Below are 20,865 nucleotides of genomic sequence, written 5' to 3' on the forward strand. Positions count from 1 at the left end.
ATTCCATATTTAACCAATACCCTCCGCACCACCGGAGGTTCTTTGGCATGTACAAAAAGTATAGCACCATTTTTCTCAAATTCCAAGTCATCAATGCTTGACAAACATTAGCTGGTTTCATTGTATAGGGAGACTTAGTGGGGACTCTGTCTAAAATCATCAAACAACTTTCTGGACAAGCTCTTCTCCAAGTAGTTTGAAGGCAGCGTGACGGAGCAGGAGGCCTGCGAATGTGCATGAATTTCGGTTGAAAGACGCCATAATGGTTAAATTCCTGCGATCAGGCATGAATTTGAGAAAAAATTGGCTGTTTAGGAGAAACAAAGGTGAAATACCTGCACGCTGGCAGGCATTTCACCTTCATGGGGCCAGAAACGAACAAATAAATGCCGTTTCGCATGTTTCGCCTAGCTCGTATCTTGCATGTCTCGGCGTTTGAATGACGGATCGTCCTCTGGCGAGGAGTACGTCAGAAGTCTGATGATCGCAGGCACTCCACATCGTACAGCTTCTTACAGTGGGAGATGAGATTTCCAAAAAGGACTTTCTGAACAGCCCCATTGTTGTTCTTGGTCGCTTACAGTCCCATAATGCTATCGCCGGATCGTTCAAACAGATAACTGTGAATGGTATCAGGTATCTCATTCAGCTTGTTCAGCGTAAAAAATGCTCCCTTAGGAACAATATCAATCCCTACAATATTGTAGACCCATTCAGAGTCAGCCTTCATATGAATGGCATGGATACCGGAAGTGAGAGCGGGGACGACATCGGTTCGCATAGAATTGCCGATCATCCATGTCATGCTGCGGTCGAAGCCGCCTTCCTGCAGTATATTCTCCATCGCCTCGTTATTCTTATGGGAGCGGATGTAGATCCGATTGCCGAAATAGCGCTCAAGCCTCATCTTCTCTATCTTGCGCCGTTGGATGAGCAACTCGCCGCCCGTATAGAGATGAAGCTCATGACCGCTGGACGCCAGGCGATCCAATGTCTCCTCCATAAAGGGATAAGGCTCGACTTCATGCTCGTACACACTCCGGCCGAGCTTCCATAGCAGATCCTCTTCAAGAACAGAACGGGTCCTGCCAACAAGATTCGAGAAATGCCGATAGGTGTCAATGAATGACTGCGGGAAGTGATCGCTCTTGAAGCCCACGGCATGGACAGCAGCAATATCGATTTCAGTTTGCTTGCTGCGGATGATATCTGATGAAATATTGTAACCATGGAAATAAGAAGCCATGGAATCAATAAACTGGTCAATGACAAGATAGAAATATCGATTGCAATATATGAGTGTATCATCAAGATCGAAGAGTATATTCTGTTTCATCTAGACGGGACTCCTTCCTGAGCGGATGCGGGCTGTATGAACAATTTACCGCACATGAGGACGGTCCGTCAAATCGAATAAGAATGCTGTCATTAACAAATACTTTATCCGGAGGTGAGTCTAACCATGCCATTCAATAAAAGTCAGAAGAAAGACAATCAGCGCAACGAATCAAGCTTCAGAGAACATTCCATTACCACCAGCCCGGAGAAAACAGCACAACGTCCGTCCAGCCTGAACGGCATTAACAAGCAGCTGCCATAAGAATTGCCGGGTGGGCGCAGCTGCCAGTTATTCCGAAGCGATGCGCGCCTCCCGCATAGGCGGATCAAGGGGCGGGAGGCGCATAAAGCGGGCAGTTATGCATACTTGCTCTGCTTGGCATTCAAATCCTGTTTAATAAAAGCAATCCGTCTCCGGACATAGAAGTCATAGCTCTCGCCCTTCAGCTCCCGAGGTGTGATCACCTCATCCGCTGTGTTGTCGATAATGGTCAATGCGCCGTCGGAGTAAAATTTAAACGTCAAATCGCGCCACGGGCGGTGCCTTTCGATGAATCGATAGTTTTCACAGTTTCTCATGATGATCAGCCTCCTCAGAAATAAATTTTGGAACATGTGTTCTTGTTTCTATTATACCAAACATTTGTTCGTGTGGAAACAATTATTTTAATCCCTTAAACTAGATTGATAGACTTTACTGAAGCCAGTAATAAAGGAGCGCCTTACATGATCAGAGTAACTCAACTATCGAAGCAAATACCAGGCGGACCGGTTGTTCTATCAGATGTAAGCTTTGAAGTCCAGCGGGGAGAATTCGTCGCAATCAAAGGAGCAAGCGGAAGCGGCAAATCCATGCTTTTGCGCTGTTTGGCCCTTCGCGAGAAGTGGGACAGCGGTACCTATATAGTCGATGATGCCAATGTATTTGATAAAGGGCTTGCAGGCAGGCTTCAAATCCGCCGTGAAATGGCCTATCTGGAAGAGAAACCGATGCTGCAGCCCAATCGCACGGTGCTGAAAAACGTACTTATCGGCGCTTCCTACCAGACCCCAATGTGGCGAAGGCTGACGGGCATGATTCGGAACGATGATCATATGGGCGCAATGGATATGATTGAGAAGCGGGGGCTGCTGGACAAGGCCCACCTGATGGCTGGCAAGCTAAGCGGTGGAGAGAAGCAGCGTGTAGCCATTGCGCGTGCGCTAGTGCACGGAGCCAAGACGCTGCTCGTTGATGAGCCGGTGTCAGGCCTGGATCCCCAAACGGCAGAACAGGTGCTGGCTGATCTGAAGGGGTTGTGCCAGTCGCAAGGGGTGACGGTGATCGCGGTCATGCACCAGGGCGATTGGGCGGAACGCTACGCGGATCGTATTCTTGGGCTCAGTAGCGGCAAGCTTGTACTCGACATTAAAGGCAGACGGCTGACAGAACGGGAGAAAATGCTGCTGTAAGCGAAGAGGAGAAATAGCGCGAAGTAGAAATGTAGAAATGGGAACCGAGCTCGCGGCATATAATGGAGCATCAACCTAAATAGGCAGGTGTCCATATATGGCATTCCAATTCCCGGCTGTCATCCATGCGTCACGCATTACCTTTCCCAAAGCAGAGCTGTGGGTTCCCGTAATTAGCGGACTGCACAACGCGGCTGCACGCAACGCCATGAACGAGACGATCAGACGGACGGTGAGAGAGCTCGTAACCGAGCAAGGATCCTTGGACGATCCAAGAGCGGAGATGCAAGGCTATTTCGAAATAAAGACCAATGAAAAAAATGTGCTCAGCCTCTCCTTGTTCAATTATGCGTACACAGGAGGGGCTCATGGCTTGACGCTGCAGAGATCGTTAACCTTCGATACCGGAACAGGCAAAGCCTACTCCTTGTCAGAGATGTTCAAGCCGGGCAGCCCATACGTAAGCAGATTATCGGATATCATCAAGAAGCAAATCGAAGAGCGGGAAATCGCTACGCTTGATCCCTTCAATGCTATCAGTCCGGATCAATCCTTCTATATTGCTGATCGTGCTTTGGTCATTTATTTTGCCTTATACGAGTTAACTCCGTATGCCTTTGGTTTCCCTTATTTCCCTATATCCGTCTATGATTTGACCGACATTATTAACCCCAATGGACCACTCGCACCCATGACTGTGAATTATTAGGTGATGTCAATCTTTTTTTTACATGTAATAGAGGGATTTTCGAGCAGACGTCGAAAAGTGGTATGGGAAAGCCTGATTTAGAGGAGCATTCTCATGAAGTATTTTCTCATACTGCTATCCATCGTTGCGATTGCCGTAATTATTGGAGCAGTAAGCAAGTTGTCACTTAAACGTGTAAGTCGAAGTCCCGTTGACGGAGCGCCGCCGAAATCAATTTCGGAATTTTCATTACATCGTGTACCTGAGCAATCGATACTGGTGCAAGAGCAGGTCGTTTATTCTTCACTGGCCGAAGCGAGCGATCAACCGTTTGCGATTCTCATTGTGGACGACCAGGCGGCAATACGGATGCTGCTTCGCGAGATGTTTGAGCTGGAAGGGATTTTCGTATATGAGGCCGCGAACGGAATGAGTGCCATTGAACAGGTTCGGCAGAACCGGATTGACTTCATTCTGCTGGATGTGAAGATGCCGGATATGGATGGCTTCGAAGCGCTAAGCCAAATTCGCTGCTTCAATTCTGAAGTCAAGGTAGCAATGATCACTGCATATGGGGCTTCGGACAGGATGGAGCAGGCCAAGCAGCTCGGTACGCTTGCGTTCTTTACGAAACCATTCGATATTGAAATTGTGAAATCATTCGTATTGTCCCATCTGCATCATACTTAAGGCTATTCCTAATATGTTGTGCTGACAATCACTCCACCTTCATACAGTCATGTATGGGGGTGGAGCTTTGTTTATGGTGTATCTGGGCTTGTTGCTGTTTCTTATCGTTGGTGTATTGTCGGTATATATTGGTGCTGTCGCACTGCGGAAATCCGGTCAGTCTCTTCATCAGTCACTGGCTCAGCACTCTTCATATGTTCGATACATGCAGGACAAACATGAGCTGAACCGATTTGGGTATGCGCAGCAGCTGACCCGATATGCCGGGGCGTTCTCGGCCTTTGGAGCTTCTTTCTCCACACTGTCCGTTCTTGGGGGAGCATTATTTATACTCGGGCCGGCAGTTGCTGCGGGCGGACCGGCAATAGTGGGCATCGGCTGGCCGCTGCTTGCTCTGTTCGCAATCGCAACGTCATGTTCGCTTGCCATGCTTGCTTCGGCATTTCCACTTGCAGGAGGCTGTTATCACTGGGCTGCGGCCTGCGGCGGCAGACGGTTGGCGGCTATGGCGGGCTGGCTCCATCTATGCGGCTATATTCTTCTTACTGTGGTAACCAATCTGTTCTGTGCAGACTGGATCAATGAAATGGTCGGGAGGCTGCTCGGCTTCGACAGCACAGGCTGGTCATTGGGAGGCATTGCGCTGCTCATGTTCCTGACGCAGGCAGCAGCCTGTGCGAAGGGCGCAACCTCGCTCGGACGAATATGGAGCGCAATGACGTGGCTGCATGCATTGTTTGTTCTCGGACTAGTAGCTTCTCTTATCACACTATCCTGGCCTGGTATTTTTCCGCTGGAACTTCTATATGATACTGCCGGCATTGCTCCTGCAAGCTCAGATTCTTCGCTGCCATTCATAGTGGGCTTGCTGCTGCTTCAGCGGTTATTCGTGGGTTCAGATGCGGCAGCGCAATTGGCCGAAGAGACGGTTGATCCGAAAATCAATGTTCCCTGGTCGATCTATTTGTCTGTTGTTTATGTGTTTATATTCGGGTTTGTTATGTTTGTTGTTCTGCTGCTGCATTTTCCCCTTGGTGCCGCGGGCTACGGTTCCTATGGCGTGCTCTCAATCTGGATCATGGATAGCTGGATGGGCTGGGGCAAAGCACTCCTGTGGTGTCTCTCGCCAATTATCGTACTGATCTGCTGGAGCAGCGGACTAGGCGCTATGAATACAGGAGCCCGGATGCTGTTCGCTATGGCCAGGGATGAGGCAGTGCCTGTATCAAAGTGGCTGTCTCACATCTCGGAGCGGTATCGCGCGCCTGTCGGGTCGGTTGTATGTACGGCGCTGGCTGCAATTGTCATTGCTGCAGTGGTACTGTCCAGCGGTTGGAGGGGATCGGGCGAAGGGCTGGCAGTGCAGCTTATGCTTGCTGTCATAATTGCTATTCAGCTTGCTTGTGCCATTCCGATAGCCTTGAAAATTCGTGCCAGGAGACAGGGAATAATAACGGCTGCACTTATTGGCCCTTGGCAGCTTGGGAAATTGTCGCCTGTCATGGATGCGGTTTCATTGGTTTGGTTTATTGCAAGCACAGGTGGAGCATTATGGCTGTTGAATGGATCAATGCTGGCAGCTGCATGTTTAATATTCATTGCGTTTATAGTCTATGTGGAGGCCACATTTAATAACATGAAGCTGAAAGGCACACTTAGAACGAGAGATACGATTGCTTTCACGCGAATGAAGATGGATGAAATGATCCGAATTGAGAGAAAATTTCCGCAACAATAATTTCCCGGCGATACTCCGAATTATTTCCCGGGGAAGCGCAGAAAACAACAGAAAAAGCAGACTTTCGACACCATAATAATTGCCGGGGTGGAACTGCCGCTGCATGAAATAATAAAATTAATAATATGAAAATTTTATAATGTTAAATATAGACCGATGATGAGGTTAAGCCTGCTGCTGGTATGCCTGAAGCGTTCGATTGCTTCGCAGCCGGAAGACATCATATAATGACCATAGAAGATGATGGATGGAGGAATTTGGCGTGACATTGCTCGGCAAAATCAATTCCCTTAATGTATCGCTGCCAGTCGCGGTACTGCATGGAACAAAGGAAATCGAAACCGGAATTTTCAAAAAATCAGCAGGGCAGCCGTTAATGCTGACGTTTACGGGGTTAATAGGTGATGGGCAAGCGGATCTGATCAATCATGGAGGGCCGGATAAAGCGGTATGCGTTTACTCGGCCCGTCACTATCCTTATTGGTCAGCGAAGTGGCAGCGCGAGGTGGAGCCAGGAGCCTTCGGGGAAAATTTTACCGTGTCCGATCTGACGGAGGAGACCTTATGCATCGGAGACATTGTCCGCGCCGGACATGCTTGGGTACAAGTAAGCCAGCCGCGCCAGCCTTGCTTTAAATTAGGCATGAAGCACAATCTTCCGGAGCTTCCGCAGCAGGTTCAGCAGAATGGCTACACGGGCTTTTATTTTCGCGTCCTGCAAGAAGGTGTTGTTGCCGCAGGCGATCCTCTCTATCTGGAGTCAAGACATGCTGCTGGAGTCACCATCGCGGCGGCGAATCATGTCATGTATGAGCAGAAGACAAGCATTGACAGCATGCAGCGTCTGCTTGCGATTCCTGAGCTGGCGGAGAGCTGGCGGCACACGTTCCAGAGCAGAATTGCCAGGTTAGCGGCTGATGAATGAATTGAGGGTCGGACACGATGACTAGAGAAGCAGGTGTCGACGTCGGCGCCTATCTTGCAGCTTATGAGCTTCCGGCATCATGGCGTGCAGTGCAGGAAGAGAGCGGCATGAACAATACGACGCGAATGATCTATGCGGGAGACGTCAGGTATGTGCTGCGGATATATGACAACCACCAGGATTCGGGAATCGTAGAGCTTGAACATCATTTGTTAAAAGAGCTGCAGCTTGCCAAGCTGCCGTTCCATGTGCCTCAGCCAGTCTTCAGCAGGGAAGGGAAGACGATAACAGTTCATCAGAGCGGTAAGCTTGGGGCGTTATACCATTACATAGAAGGCGAGCGCTCATCGCCTGACAATGATTCGCATATCGAAGGTCTTGGCTGGGCGACCGGCATGCTTGCTCATGCGTTGCAAAGGATTAACGTCATTAATAAACCGCTATACGAGCCGTATTATGAATGGGAGAAAACGCATTTTTCCGTACCGAATGATCGTCTGCGGCAGTTGGTCAATGAATCTGAGCTGCTCAATTATCATCTGGACGAGCTTGAACAGCTTATAGGACATCGGGAACGATTGAGTGAACTGCGCACGCATTTTATGAAGCTGCCGCATCAGTGGATTCATGGCGACCTCGTGTTTTCCAATTGTTTGGCAGCCGGCGACCGAATTGTCGGCATTCTGGATTTTGAATTCTGCACGAAGGATATTCGGGTGATGGAGCTTGCTGTAGTACTGGCTGAGTTCCCGCATGATGATACGGATGAAGCCGTTCGGCGAATCGGTTTATTGTGCCAGGGGTACGGTTCGGCGGCCCAATTAACCCGCGAGGAGCTGCATCATCTTCCTGATCTGATCAAGCTCCGTATGATGGATGTATTCCTGCATTTCGCCGGCCGCTATGAATCCAATCTGGATGCTGCTGAGGTGTGGGATAAGCAAATTGTCCGCACTTCGTTCGTCTGCGGCTGGGTAGATCGGAACAGGGAGAGGCTCATGGAGTTGTTCCTGAAGTTTCTGCTCTAAACGATAACGCCGGCGCCATATAATCAAGTAAGGAATCATGCCGGATACTGTTGCAGCAATGGGTTAACATATGGCTGGAGGCGATTGCGATGAACGTGGCACAAGCGCTCGGTTACAGTGCGGATGACCGTCTTTTCATCGTTAATGCGGATGATTACGGATTATGTCATTCCACGAATACAGGCATTCAGAAGCTGCTTATCGACGGTGTTATTTCGTCCGCTACCTTAATGATGCCATGCAGTTGGGCAAGGGAGGCAGCACTGTGGAGTGCGCGGCATGCCCATATGGACGTTGGCGTGCATTTCACCTTTACGAGCGAGTGGGACATGATGAAATGGGGACCCGTTAACCGGCATGGCGCCATCGATACACTTGTTACCCATGAGGGATATTTCCCCAAGGATGTGAAGAGCTTCGAACGCCAAGCTGATCCAGAACAGGTTCGCGGCGAGCTGGAAGCCCAGGTGCGGATGGCAATAACGCTCGGTGTCGGCTTGACCCATGCGGATAATCATATGGGGAGTCTTTACGGCCTGCAGACGGGAAGACATTTTCTGAATGAAACGTTGGACGTGTGCGCCAAGTACGGACTGCCGTTCCGGCTGCCGCGCAACCTGCTGCTGGAGAATGGCCAGGTCGCTCCGGCCGAGCTGGCGGAGCAAGCACGCAAGCATGCTGAAGCAGCGGATGCCAAAGGTGTTGTCGTACTCGACTATTTGCTCGGACTTCCGTTCCGGTCGGAGGGGAACGATACATTCGATATGTATAAATCACAAATGATAGCACTGCTGGGCAACCTTCATGCCGGCGTATCCGAGATCATTATTCATCCCTCCTTCGTAACGGATGAGCTGAGGGCCTTTCATGATGCTCCAGCGAGACGGGGGATGGAGCTGGAGCTGTTTCGCGATCCGGACATTCAGGAGACGATTCGGAAGGAAAGCTTAATTCCGGTTCGCTGGCGTCAGCTTCGTGATCTGCAGCGCGGCTTGATGATTCCTTAATGCAGGTGGATGATCAGGGTTCATGCTCGCCCACTGAGCAGGTTATGGGCAAGTGCAAGCCACAGAGTGACAGAGTAACAGAGTAAGAAGCCTGCGAATGGGCATGTATTTTGGTTACAAGATGCCTTATATAGTAAAGTTCCTGCGAACATGCATCTATTGGAGAAAAAATCGGCTAATAAGGGGAAATGGAGGCGAAATCCCTGCACTCTGGCAGGCATTTCGCCTTCATGGGGCCAGAAATGGGAAAAAACCAGCTATTTCGCATGTTTCGTCTAGCTCGCATCACACATGTTTCGGCGTTTGAATTACGGCTCGTCCTCTGGCGAGGAGTACGTGGGCAGTCCCATCATCGCAGGCATGTCAAACACATAAAATACACAAGAGAACCTTCATAACCACTATAAAAGTGGAGCTGAAGGTTCTTTTTCGATAGTTATTTACAATTTTAGATGGTATTTTAGGATATAGATGGTAAGTTATTTCACGTACGATAATGAACTTTTTTATATTCAAAAGGTTGGTAAAATCCAAGTTCAGATGGGTAGTGATCATGATGCTAATTGAACGAAATGCGAATGTTAGTGCAGAAGAGTTAAATGCTTTGCTGGCTACTCAGAAATGGGACATGCCGCTTGATAAGCTGGAATTGTCCATGAAGTCTACGTGGGGATGGATAACGGCAAGGAATGAGCAGGGAGAACTGACAGGGTTTGTCCGCGTATTTTCTGATGGTTTCTATCACGCCTATATTCTGCACCTTCTTGTTCATCCGAATTATCAGCATAAAGGCATTGGGACAGCTGTCATGAAGGAATTAATGCGGTTATTGGGCGAGCATCGGCTTATGCCTACTTTGGTAGCGACCCCAGGGAATGTGTCGTTCTACCGGAAATTCGGGTTTGAGACCCAAATGAATGGACTTACAGCCATGTGTATTCGAGGTCTTCCTTACTGGGAGAATGAAGGATCAGGCGGTAATGCGTAGTACTCTGGCTCTGCTGACAGATTGCCCTCCACAGCACGCGCTGTTTGTTCGTCCACAATGCTGTCCAAGTGGACATGGTACAAATGCCGATGCCTAAAAATATACTGTTTAGCAAAGACGATACGCAGTGGAGGGAAGAGCAGTGTACAACAGTTATTACAGTATGTCTGTTCCTTATTACTATGGTTACAGCAGACAGGGAACCATGACGTACAAATCGCTTGAAGAAGCGCTTAGACTTATTAGGCAGTCGGTCGAGGGTGAGCGGGAGGACGAATTGTTCTATGACTATTTGATTTCTGTGGCCCCTTCTCAGGAGGAGAAGGATATTATTACGAGCATCCGCAACGACGAACGCAAGCATAACAGGATGTTTCGAAGCATCTACCAGGGCCTGACGGGACAAACGATACCGGCGCCGGATCAAGTCGAATTCGAGAAGCCCAAAACCTATATTGACGGGATCAGAAAGGCATTATTCGGAGAATTGTCTGCAGTAGAGCGATATCGTGATATTCGTGCCGGGCTGCAGAGCCGATATTACCGTGACATGGTGTTTGAAATTTTGACCGATGAGCTGAAGCATGCGACCAAATACAATTATATTCTTGATCTCGATACAAGGCGGCTTATAGGCAAATAAGGTTGACAGAGGGAGACACGGGCCAGTCCCTGCTGTGGCAGAATTTAACGTAGCACTGAGGATCGGTTTGAACCAACAAAGCACACTTCAGGTGCGGGGGGCTGAAATGTGCTTTGTTCGACTTTCAATATTTCTGCATATCCAACGAAAGAACCTCTATTCGCGACTGGGGAGTAATGGTATACTGATAGTTGTGAATTTAACGATTATTCAGACAAGTCGCGAAGGGAGTGTAACAATTGACAGTGCTTCCGAAACAGAATGAACTGGGTTTCTTCGAAATTCGCTTGGAATCGATTGGTGGCTTGGGCGCTAACTTGGCTGGCAAGATGCTGGCTGAAGCGGGCGTAGTTGGAAGCGGTTTCAATGGTGTCAGCTTTTCCTCATACGGTTCAGAGAAGAAGGGCTCGCCTGTTAAAGCGCATATCCGGTTTTGCGACCTGGATACGAACATCCGAGATACGACACCAGTGGAAAGACCGCATATTGTAGGCATATTTCATGAGAATTTGTCTAAGACGGTTAATGTCATCAGCGGGATTTATGAAGATAGTGTGGTGCTGGTTAATTCCCCCAAGTCGCCTCAGCAGCTTAAGGACAAGATGAAACTTCTCGGCGGTACGATGGCGGTCGTAGATGCAACGGGCATCTCGCTGGAGGAGCATAATCGGGTCAACATGGCGATGCTGGGCGGCTTGTTTCGACTTTGCAGCTTTCTGGATTTTGAACATATGAAAGGCATTATCCGCAAATCGCTGGAGAAAAAATATCCCCAGGCGGTTGAACCGGCGCTGCGGACGTTCCAACGGGGCTATGACGAGGTGCAGTTCCAGACCTTCGATCTGCCGGAAGGCATTGAGATGCCGCTGCCTACGCGATGGGATATTCCAACACTTGGTTATGCGACGCAGCCGATGGGAGGCATGATTGTAAATCCCGGGAATAGCATACTGAAGGATCTAAGTATTTCACGCCAAGGGATGATGCCGCATTTCGACGAGGAGAAATGTATCCACTGCGCCGCTTGCGATACGGCATGCCCGGATTTCTGTTTCGTGTGGGATGAGCAGGAGGACAAGAAGGGGCGGCCCCAGATGTTCCTGCAAGGAATCGACTATCAATACTGCAAGGGCTGCTTGAAGTGTGTTGTCGCCTGCCCGACTGAAGCACTCTCTTCGGAGAGGGAGACGGATGGATACGGGGAGACGCATCGCATTGCGCATCGTTTTCAGTGGGCAAGCTCATGAATGTTCGATTAAGCGCGAGGAGAGGAGAGATAAGAAACGATGGCAATCGAGATCAATAAGGAAGTGAGCCGGGGTACAGTCGAGCAGCGCATGGTATATGAATCCGGCAATGAAATGGCAGCTTATGCCGCACACCAGATCAATTATCATGTGATGGGGTATTTTCCGATATCACCTTCGACCGAGGTTGCACAATTTCTTGACTTGATGAAGGCGAACGGACAGCATGATATTAAGCTTATTCCCGCTGACGGCGAGCATGGCTCTGCCGGTATTTGTTATGGGGCTTCGGCAGCAGGCGGCCGCGTGTTCAACGCAACGAGCTCCAACGGCTACTTGTATATGCTGGAGCAGATGCCGGTACAGTCCGGGACACGGTTCCCGATGGTTCTGAATTTGGTCTGCCGCTCTGTGTCGGGGCCGCTGGATATTCATGGCGACCATTCCGACCTGTACTTTGCGTTGAATACGGGCTGGCCGATTCTGATGTGCCGTGATCCGCAAGCGGTATACGACATGAACATTATGGCGATCAAGCTTGCGGAGGATCCTTCTGTCCGCCTTCCGGTGCTTGTTGCTTCCGACGGTTATTTCACATCGCATCAGAAGCGCCGTGTACAGACCTTTGCCCATCGGGCCGATGTGCATGCCTTTACCGGAGAGCGGCCGCCTGAAGGCTTTGCTCATGTGCTGGACCGGAATAATCCGATTACTGTAGGGCCTTATATGAATGAGCCGGACTATATTAACAACTGCTATCAGCAGTCGGTGGCGATGTACAATGCTTCGGCTGTATATGACCGGATCAGGCAGGAATACGCAGTTCTGACAGGCCGGGACTACCCGATTCTGGACCTCTACCGGATGGAGGATGCTGAGGTAGCCGTATTTCTTATGAATTCAGCTTCGGAAATCATTAAGGATGTGGTTGACCAGCTCCGTGCCAAGGGTATTAAAGCAGGCTCAATCGCCCCTAATATGATTCGTCCGTTCCCTGCCAAGGAGGTCGCCGAGGCGCTGCGCGGTGTGAAGGCGGTAACGATCGGCGACCGTGCCGATTCGTATGGCGCTCATGGCGGCAATATGACCAATGAGATCAAATCGGCTCTGTTCACGCATGACGTGCGGGATACGCTTGTGATCAGCCGCGTCTTCGGTCTCGGCGGCAAGGACTTCTATGCCGAGGATGGCCATCATTTCTTCGAGCTTGCTATTGAGGCGGCACAATCGGGCAGCGTAGACAGGCCGTTCGATTATTATGGACATACTGCAGGTGATCCGGATAAAACACCTAAGCGTGTGCTGGAGCCGATGAAATACGAGGAGCTCAAGACAGGACTTATAACGGTAGATCGCGACGCATCAACTGGCAAGCTCAAGGTGAAGGTTCCGCCTGTACGGCAGCTGACCAAGAAGCCTAAGCGACTTGCCCCTGGTCATGGCGCTTGCCCGGGCTGCGGAATTTTCTCCGGCCTGGAGCTGTTCTTCAAAGGGATTGAAGGCGACATCGTGGCCCTCTATCAGACGGGCTGCGCTATGGTCGTAACGACCGGATTTCCTTACTCCTCGCATAAGGCGACTTATATTCACAATCTGTTCCAGAACGGCGCAGCTACGCTATCTGGCGTTGTGGAGATGTTCTGGGAGCGGAAGCGCCGCGGCGAGCTGGAGGCTTACGGCTTGAAGGATGATTTCACCTTCGTCATGATTACCGGAGACGGCGGCATGGATATCGGCATGGGCCCGGCTATCGGCAGTGCGCTTCGCAACCATAAGATGATTATTCTGGAATATGATAATGAAGGGTATATGAACACTGGTGCGCAGCTGTCCTATTCCACACCGCTCGGGCACCGTACATCTACCTCGAACGTAGGCAAGCATCAGGGCGGCAAGCTGTTCCACCATAAGGATACTGCCCAAATTATGGCGGCGACGAACATTCCTTATGTGTTCACTGGCTCGGAGTCATTGCCGCAGGATCTGCTTAGAAAGGCTGCCAAGGCGCAATATTATGCGCAGAATGTCGGTCTGGTCTATGGTAAAATTCTGATCTCCTGCCCGCTCAACTGGCTGTCCGAGGAGAAGATCGGGCAGACGCTGATCGATGAGGCTGTCAATACATGCTTCTTCCCCATGTACGAGGTGGAGGAGGGCGTAACGAATATTACGTATAATCCGGAGGAGAAGGGCAAGCGAATTCCAATGGCTGACTGGCTCAAAAATATGGGCAAAACGAAGCATATGACCCGTCCGGAATATGCGGAGGCGCTGCAATCGTTCGAGGACGAGGTTGAGCGCCGATGGCTGCGGCTGAAAGCGAAGCACGAGAATCCATATCTATAGAGCAGTTCATCTACTGCGGCAAGGCAAGCGGGCGGGGTGCAGGCGCAAGAGGCTTGCGCCCCTTTTGCTGCGGCGGATGACAAGGAGGAGTGTGAACAAGCGATGCCAATTGTGCTGAGGCACCGTACTACGGGGGAGATTGCTTGCGGGACACTGCGCAACGTGTACGATATTGCGTATTATGGAGCGCTTTGGTGGGAAGATAAGGAAACAGCGGAGCGTATGATGGATCATGCTTTAGCTGCGGCCGGGCGGGAGCAGGCAGCGGGCTGGGAGGCTCTTGAGGTGAGGGAGGAGCGGCTGAAGCTGTTCAACGTGAAGCTGAATAATGATCCCAGGCGGCAATTGACGCTGGAGCGTGATGGAACGATCACGGTTCATAAAGGATAACCCGTGTCAACAACCGGACATTGGCTCCGCCGCCGGAAGGAGGCTCTAATTTGCAAACGACCCAAAGTGAATATTTCGTGCAGTTAGCCGAGCTGGATTCTGAGCATGAAGCGGCCGCATTGGGAGAGCAGCTGCGCCGGGAGGGATTTACGGCCGTACGCCGTTTCCTGGATGAATGCCGTGAGTATCTGCGGAGGTATGAGGAGGAGGAATGCGAGCTGGCAGAAGCGTTATTGCACAAGGCGCGCATAATGCTGCCAGATCCGGGAAGGATTAGTCCATCATGGACGTACATATGGAAGGAATTCGATGGCATTATGAGCACCAAGCGCCACGTTCTGAGCGACATCGACAAGGGCAGGCGAAACGGGGAATGGCAGGTGCTGCTTGATAATCAATTTTCCAATCAGAGTATCGCTGTTTATCCTGGCTTGTCCTTCTACGAAGCCGTCTATATGTTCGCTTACTTTCGGACGGAACTGGAGAATAACGAATATATTCGACTGCAGAAGGTGGACACCGTGATCACGTTCAGCGGTGCGGATCGCACAGCTATTGCGAGCCGTGGATAGCGGCTCGCTGCTAAAGAGGCCTTGATGCCCCACCCAATGGGGGCGTCAAAGCCTCTTTAAGCTTGGCTGGCATCCTGATCTATTCGGGAAGGACATATCCTGACTCCACGAGATGAGCAGCGATCTTCCGGCCATGGAAACGGCCCGTCTCGATGAAGATCTCGTTCGCTTCCCGGCGCGAAGCGACGACTCCGGCCAGATAGATACCGGGCACATTGGTCTCCATCGTGGCATCGTTGAAGGTTGGATAGCCCTCAGTCTCTATCGTCACGCCCATTGCAGTGAGAAAATCACGGTCAGGATGAAATCCGGTCAGCGCAAGCACGAAATCATTCGCAAGCTGCTCCCGGCCATCCCCGTTCTCAACTGTAACGGTGCGTGGCCCGATCTCGACTACTCGCGACTGGAAGCGGATAGCGATTCTGTCTTTGCCGACAAGGCTTTGGAATGTAGGCAGCACCCAAGGCTTAATGCTCGGTGAATAGCTGTCGCCACGGTAAACAACGGTAACATCCGCGCCGACCCGTTCCAGCTCAAGCGCAGCGTCAATCGCGGAATTGCTGCCCCCGATGATGGCAACCTTCGTACCGGTATAGGGATGGGCTTCACGGAAGAAATGGCTTACTTTATCCAACTGCTCGCCCGGTATGCCGAGCTCGTTGGGATGATCGAAGTAGCCTGTTGACACGATGACGGCGGGTGCGCGGTAAGTTAATGCTTCGCCATAACGGTCCTCGCTAATAAGCTGGAATCCGCCGCCGCTAAGCGGTGATACATGCTTGACAGTCTCGTAGGCATGGACACGCACCTTGCTGCGCAGAGCAACATTGCGGTAATAATTAAGTGCTTCCAGCCTGGATGGCTTATCATTGGCGGTAGTAAAGGGAATATTGCCGATCTCCAGCAGCTCAGGCGTACTGAAGAAGTGCATATAAGTCGGATATTGGGAGATGGAATGGACGATGTTCCGCTTCTCAATAATGAGCGGATTCAGCCCAATGGATTGCAATTCAATGGCAGAGGCAAGTCCGCAGGGTCCTGCGCCGATGATGATAATTTGTTCGGTATTCATAGCTTCTATTCTGCGCCTCCTTCAGTAATCACAAGTCGTTCCTATACAGCAGACAACACTATTCTACCATACTCGTCCGGTCAGTTCCTGCACCTCTATTATGCAAGGACAGGCAATTGGCTCTGTGTACGAGCGGCAGAATGATGTATAATAAGCTGATATTGCTAGTATGGTATAGGGGGGAGATAGAATGCGACGACGTTTTGTTATTGAAGCCGTAATGGTGGCCACCTATGGACATTTACTCGTACCAAGCCGTCCAGTCGATTTTGTCTTGCCGTATTCAACGATTATGGAGCTGTATGAGATGAAGGAAGGTACAGATCCAGTAATGGACGATCCGGAGGACAACGAGCATGTGAAGCTCAAGATAGCGGAGCTGATCGGCTTCTTCGAAGATCCCTTCAACCGCAAAAAGATCGAGCGCGCGCTCCAAATGCCGTGGCGGGAAAGCTCGCCGCTGCTGCTGAGCGACACCATACAATTTACAGTCGTGCACGCGATAGACAATGCCCATTACGGCGATTATTTCGACCCGATCGAGACGGAATTGCTGCTTACGTCGTTGAAGCTGAATGTCCCGCTGCTGTCGGATCAGTTCGAGTTTCAGGATCGGCTGATCGAAGCGGAGGTTCCCGTTCAGGTGTACGATATTGAGGATTATGAGTTTGCGGTCGAGGAAGGCATTGCTTCGACGGACATGTAGATGTGACGGGAATAGAGGCATGCTGCCGAAAAAAGTTTCTCACGACCCCTTGCGCAATTATTGGATGTAGTGATAAACTTTGGATGTTCCAGAAAACAAACAATGAAAGGAGGGACGATGGATATGTTTAATTTCACTTTTGATGTACGCAATCAACGTCATTATTCATTCCATCGGCCCAACTTCTTGCGCAAGACGTAGCTGCTATGTGCTGCGTTATTGCATGTACAGGGAGACTTTGAGCCTATTGGCTCGGAGTCTCCCTTTTTTGTTGCTGGAATAATGAGTACGGCTATTGCCAGTGCAGGGCAATATGTCCGCCGCTTGCAACATCAGTTCGCTGCAGTTCTCCCATTCCGGGTGGCGAGGCTGCTTGGCTGGACTTTGAGGAGGAGAGAGAGAATGAAAGTTATGCTTCGTCTAACGAAGTACTTGCGGCCCAATGCCAAGTTGGTAGCGACCGCATTCGGATTGCTGCTGCTCGGGACCTTTATCGATTTGCTGGCGCCTTGGCTGCTGAAGGAAATCTTCGATAAGGGAATCGCGAACAAAAATATTAGCGTCATTCTGGCCTTAACGCTGTCGCTGGCTGGCATACAGGTAATCAAGAGCATCGGTATGTTCATTCAGGGACGCTCGCAAGAGCTGGTGGGGCAGAACGTCGTCTTCGCGCTGCGCAAGGATCTGTATAACCATCTGCAGCGGCTGTCCTTCAGTTATTATGACAAGGCACAGACGGGGCAGCTTATGTCGCGCATGACCGGCGATATTGAGGCCGTCAAAAATTTTATCGGCTTCGGAGCTATTATGATGCTTCTTGGTCTGCTGACATTCATTGGAACGATAATTGTCATGTTCTTCATGCAGTGGAAGGTCACACTGATCAGCATGTCAACGATACCGCTGCTGCTGTTCGTCCTGTGGAAATTCAATCGCAAGGTTGGTCCGGCATGGGGGCAGATCCGCGAGCAGATGGGAAGGCTGACTACTACTCTCCAGGAGAATATATCGGGTATTCGAGTCGTGAAGGCATTCGCCAGGGAGCGGGAAGAGGAAGGCAAGTTCAAGGATCGCAATGAGCAGAACTTTGAGACGAATATGCAGCGTGCAAAGCTGGAGGCGAATGCGTTTCCGCTTATGGGCTTCTACGGCGGCCTCGTCTTCTTGCTTATGATCTGGCTCGGCGCTATATTTGTAGCCCGCGGCGAGATGACGTTGGGTACGTTCATGGCATTTCAATGGTACGTATGGGGGATTATATGGCCGCTGAACATGCTCGGCTGGCAGATCAACATTATGCAGCAGGCCATCAAAGCAGCTCCGAGAGTGCTGGAGGTGATTGATTCCTCCGTCGAAATCGCCTCTCCTGCGGGTGGCGGTGCCGATGCCGACTCTATTGCAGGGAATGTTGTGTTCGAGGAGGTTTCCTTTCATTTTCCCGATCAGGATGCCACCAAGGACAAAGGGGTGCTTGAAGGCATTAGCCTGAAGGTTCGGCAGGGTGAAGTGGTCGCAGTGCTGGGGGCAACCGGTTCTGGCAAAAGCAGCTTGATAGCGCTGTTGTCCCGTTTCTATGATGTAAGCGGAGGAAGATTGCTCATCGATGATACGGACGTCCGCGATTATGATCTGGACGGCTTGCGCCGGAAGATCGGTATCGTTCCGCAGGAAACATTCCTGTTCTCCGCATCGATCCGCGACAATATCGCTTATGGCGCTCCGGATGCGACGCAGGAGGCGATCGAGTGGGCAGCCCGCAAAGCCCAAATCCATGCGTTCATTGAAACGATGCCGTTCGGCTATGATACGCTGATCGGCGAGCGCGGTGTCGGCCTGTCAGGGGGGCAGCGTCAGCGGGTCGCGCTGGCACGGGCGATTCTGATGAATCCGCCCATTCTTGTGCTCGACGAGGCGACGGCAAGCGTAGATACAGCGACGGAATCGGCCATTCATGAGGAGCTGCTGGAAGTCATGAAGGGGCGTACAACATTCATTATTGCGCAGCGGCTGTCCTCTGTGAAACGGGCAGATCGCATCATCGTGCTCGACAATGGCAGAATTGTGCAGCAAGGAACACATAAGGAATTGTTCGAGGAGGATGGGTTCTTCCGCAATCTGTTCCAGATGCAGGATGCCGCTGCTGCGAGATAGTGCTCATATAAAGGCAAGTGTTGGTTGATTAGGAGGGATAGGCATGAGTCAGGTGGAATGGGACTCCGACAACGAGCTGGAGGAGAAGCCCTTTAATAAAGCATACATGAAACGGCTGTTTCGATATTTGCTGCCGTATCGCAAGGTTCTGGCCTTTGTGGCTGTCATCGTCTTGGTTAATATGGCGCTCAGTCTCGCGGAGCCCCTGCTGCTCGGTTATATCATCGATGAGGGGATCAGGGAAGGGAACTTTGCCGTCATACACTGGATCGGATTCAGCCTGTTGGCCATTCGGCTTGTGAGCTGGCTGCTTGGCTATTTGCATACGCGGTTTATTAATTTTACCGGACAGCGTATTCTGTTCGACCTGAGACAGCAATTGTTCAATCATTTGCAAACGTTGTCTTTTCGTTTCTTCGACGGCAGGCCGGCAGGCAAAATTATGTCGCGGATTACGAATGATACGAATGCGATCGGCGAGTTGATTAATGGCGGACTGATTACAATCGTAATGGAAGTTACGCATCTGTTCGGGATTGTAGCGATTCTGCTGTGGATGGATTGGCAGCTTGCGCTGCTGTCTTTTGCAACGATGCCCTTTCTTTATCTGATTGTCGTCAAGCTGCAGCCAAGAATTGAAGGCGCGTATTCGCGCTCCCGCAGGACGATGTCAGCCATTAACGGCAATCTGAATGAAACGATTCAAGGCATTCGGGTCATCCAGGCCTTCTCCAGGCAAGGGGTGAACAACGGCAGGTTTGATACCTTGAATACGAATAACAAGCAGGCTTATATGCGGGCGGCTACACTGGAGAATACGGTATGGCCCCTCGTAGAATTGATCGGTATGCTGGGAACCTGTATCGTCGTCTGGTTCGGTGCGATGCGAGTAATGGACGAGACGCTGACACTGGGATTTATTATGGCTTTTATCAATTATCTATGGCGCTTCTGGGGGCCGATCAGCGCACTGTCCAAGGTATACAGCCAGCTGCTGTCGGCTATGGCCTCGGCGGAACGGATCTTCGAGGTGCTTGACACCGAGCCTGAGGTCAAGGATCGCTCCAACGCCAAGGCAATGGATCCTATACAGGGCGAGGTTGTTTTTGACAACGTGTCCTTCCGGTACGGGGAGGACAAACCGGAAGTATTATCCGGCATCCAGCTTCATGTGAAGCCAGGGCAGCGCGTAGCTCTCGTCGGGCCGACGGGCGCGGGCAAGAGCACCATTGTTAATCTGCTGATGCGTTTCTACGATGCGACCGGGGGCAGGATTAGAATCGATGGCCAGGACGTTAAGGAAGTGACGCTGGAATCATTGCGCAGGCAGATCGGCATTGTGCTGCAGGACTCTTTTATATTCTCAGGGACGATTGAGGAGAATTTGCGTTACGGCAATGAAGATGCCACGGACGAAGCTTTGAAGCTGGCTGCCCATCATGTTCGCATCGACCAGTTTGTGTCGCAATTTCCCGATGGATATCAGACTCAGGTGGAGGAACGCGGCTCCAAGCTGTCCGTAGGCCAGCGGCAGTTGCTTGCCTTTGGCAGGGTGCTTCTGTCCGATCCGCGAATTCTGATTCTAGACGAAGCAACGTCAAGCGTCGATACAGAGACGGAGCAGCATATTCAAGCCGCTCTGAACAAAGTGCTGGAAGGACGGACGGCCTTCATTATCGCTCACCGCTTATCAACGATCCGCGATGCCGATCTCATTCTTGTCGTTCGCGATGGACGCATCGCCGAGCAGGGCAGTCATGAGGAGCTGATGGGGCAAGATGGCGTATATAAGAAGCTGTATATGACGCAGTACGAGATGCAGCAGTCTTTGGCTGTGAAGACAGGGGCGTAAGGTGGAGGAATGGGCTGGCGGCCTCGGAAGTT

20 protein-coding genes are annotated in these 20,865 nt (G+C 50.9%); 17 read left to right on the forward strand and 3 right to left on the reverse strand.

The genetic code is table 11. From position 1 onward, the window contains the following. Positions 1-577: 577 nt before the first annotated feature. Positions 578-1,336 (reverse strand): HAD family hydrolase, encoded by a 759-nt coding sequence (locus K0T92_RS22645; RefSeq protein ID WP_219874776.1) that lies wholly within the window; start codon positions 1,334-1,336, stop codon positions 578-580. Positions 1,337-1,462: 126 nt separating this feature from the next. Here K0T92_RS22645 and K0T92_RS22650 point away from each other — a divergent pair, with 126 nt between their 5' ends. Continuing rightward, entirely contained in the window at positions 1,463-1,600 is a 138-nt protein-coding gene (locus K0T92_RS22650; RefSeq protein WP_219874777.1) for a hypothetical protein, read from the forward strand. Between the two features lie 95 nt (positions 1,601-1,695). Here the strand turns inward: K0T92_RS22650 and K0T92_RS22655 are convergent, their stop codons facing one another. Beyond that, complete coding sequence (locus tag K0T92_RS22655; RefSeq protein WP_219874778.1) at positions 1,696-1,917, reverse strand: hypothetical protein; 222 nt, start codon at positions 1,915-1,917, stop codon at positions 1,696-1,698. 147 nt (positions 1,918-2,064) lie between these two features. Here K0T92_RS22655 and K0T92_RS22660 point away from each other — a divergent pair, with 147 nt between their 5' ends. The 13 genes from K0T92_RS22660 to K0T92_RS22720 all read left to right on the forward strand — a co-directional run bounded on the left by K0T92_RS22660 (position 2,065) and on the right by K0T92_RS22720 (position 15,052). After that, positions 2,065-2,790 carry a phosphonate ABC transporter ATP-binding protein gene (locus tag K0T92_RS22660; RefSeq protein ID WP_219874779.1) on the forward strand — a complete coding sequence of 242 codons (726 nt, stop codon included), beginning with the start codon at positions 2,065-2,067 and terminating at the stop codon, positions 2,788-2,790. Between the two features lie 97 nt (positions 2,791-2,887). Then, positions 2,888-3,499 carry a DUF3298 and DUF4163 domain-containing protein gene (locus tag K0T92_RS22665; RefSeq protein ID WP_219874780.1) on the forward strand — a complete coding sequence of 204 codons (612 nt, stop codon included), beginning with the start codon at positions 2,888-2,890 and terminating at the stop codon, positions 3,497-3,499. A 93-nt stretch (positions 3,500-3,592) separates the two neighbouring features. Continuing rightward, a complete protein-coding gene (locus tag K0T92_RS22670) occupies positions 3,593-4,168 on the forward strand; it encodes a response regulator (protein WP_219874782.1) in 576 nt (191 codons plus the stop codon). A gap of 73 nt (positions 4,169-4,241) precedes the next feature. Next, positions 4,242-5,906: an amino acid permease gene (locus K0T92_RS22675; protein ID WP_246628375.1), complete on the forward strand. Its 1,665-nt coding sequence runs from the start codon at positions 4,242-4,244 to the stop codon at positions 5,904-5,906. A gap of 247 nt (positions 5,907-6,153) precedes the next feature. Beyond that, positions 6,154-6,831, forward strand: coding sequence for an MOSC domain-containing protein (locus K0T92_RS22680; RefSeq protein WP_219874786.1), 678 nt, complete (start codon positions 6,154-6,156; stop codon positions 6,829-6,831). A gap of 17 nt (positions 6,832-6,848) precedes the next feature. Further along, positions 6,849-7,859, forward strand: a complete 1,011-nt coding sequence (locus K0T92_RS22685) for a phosphotransferase (protein WP_219874787.1) — start codon at positions 6,849-6,851, stop codon at positions 7,857-7,859. 89 nt (positions 7,860-7,948) lie between these two features. After that, entirely contained in the window at positions 7,949-8,866 is a 918-nt protein-coding gene (locus tag K0T92_RS22690; protein ID WP_219874789.1) for a polysaccharide deacetylase family protein, read from the forward strand. A gap of 553 nt (positions 8,867-9,419) precedes the next feature. Next, the gene (locus K0T92_RS22695; protein ID WP_219874791.1) at positions 9,420-9,854 is read left to right on the forward strand and encodes a GNAT family N-acetyltransferase; all 435 of its coding nucleotides are present in this window, start codon (positions 9,420-9,422) and stop codon (positions 9,852-9,854) included. 142 nt (positions 9,855-9,996) lie between these two features. After that, a complete protein-coding gene (locus K0T92_RS22700; protein ID WP_343223778.1) occupies positions 9,997-10,497 on the forward strand; it encodes a ferritin-like domain-containing protein in 501 nt (166 codons plus the stop codon). A 239-nt stretch (positions 10,498-10,736) separates the two neighbouring features. Next, a complete protein-coding gene (locus tag K0T92_RS22705) occupies positions 10,737-11,744 on the forward strand; it encodes a 2-oxoacid:acceptor oxidoreductase family protein (RefSeq protein WP_219874793.1) in 1,008 nt (335 codons plus the stop codon). Between the two features lie 39 nt (positions 11,745-11,783). Then, entirely contained in the window at positions 11,784-14,090 is a 2,307-nt protein-coding gene (locus tag K0T92_RS22710; RefSeq protein WP_219874795.1) for a thiamine pyrophosphate-dependent enzyme, read from the forward strand. Between the two features lie 102 nt (positions 14,091-14,192). Then, a complete protein-coding gene (locus K0T92_RS22715; protein ID WP_219874796.1) occupies positions 14,193-14,480 on the forward strand; it encodes a hypothetical protein in 288 nt (95 codons plus the stop codon). A 50-nt stretch (positions 14,481-14,530) separates the two neighbouring features. Beyond that, positions 14,531-15,052, forward strand: a complete 522-nt coding sequence (locus K0T92_RS22720) for a hypothetical protein (RefSeq protein ID WP_219874798.1) — start codon at positions 14,531-14,533, stop codon at positions 15,050-15,052. Between the two features lie 79 nt (positions 15,053-15,131). On the opposite strand, the gene K0T92_RS22725 is transcribed toward K0T92_RS22720, so the two are convergent. Next, a complete protein-coding gene (locus K0T92_RS22725) occupies positions 15,132-16,124 on the reverse strand; it encodes a YpdA family putative bacillithiol disulfide reductase (RefSeq protein ID WP_219874800.1) in 993 nt (330 codons plus the stop codon). Positions 16,125-16,314: 190 nt separating this feature from the next. On the opposite strand from K0T92_RS22725, the gene K0T92_RS22730 reads away from it, so the two are divergent. The 3 genes from K0T92_RS22730 (at position 16,315) to K0T92_RS22740 (ending at position 20,833) form a co-directional block, all read left to right on the forward strand. Continuing rightward, positions 16,315-16,830: an ADP-heptose synthase gene (locus K0T92_RS22730; RefSeq protein ID WP_219874802.1), complete on the forward strand. Its 516-nt coding sequence runs from the start codon at positions 16,315-16,317 to the stop codon at positions 16,828-16,830. Between the two features lie 402 nt (positions 16,831-17,232). Further along, a complete protein-coding gene (locus tag K0T92_RS22735) occupies positions 17,233-18,981 on the forward strand; it encodes an ABC transporter ATP-binding protein (RefSeq protein ID WP_219874804.1) in 1,749 nt (582 codons plus the stop codon). A 43-nt stretch (positions 18,982-19,024) separates the two neighbouring features. Then, the gene (locus K0T92_RS22740) at positions 19,025-20,833 is read left to right on the forward strand and encodes an ABC transporter ATP-binding protein (protein ID WP_219874806.1); all 1,809 of its coding nucleotides are present in this window, start codon (positions 19,025-19,027) and stop codon (positions 20,831-20,833) included. Positions 20,834-20,865 lie beyond the last annotated feature (32 nt).

The organism is Paenibacillus oenotherae, assembly GCF_019443105.1.
Lineage (GTDB): Bacteria > Bacillota > Bacilli > Paenibacillales > Paenibacillaceae > Paenibacillus_Z > Paenibacillus_Z oenotherae.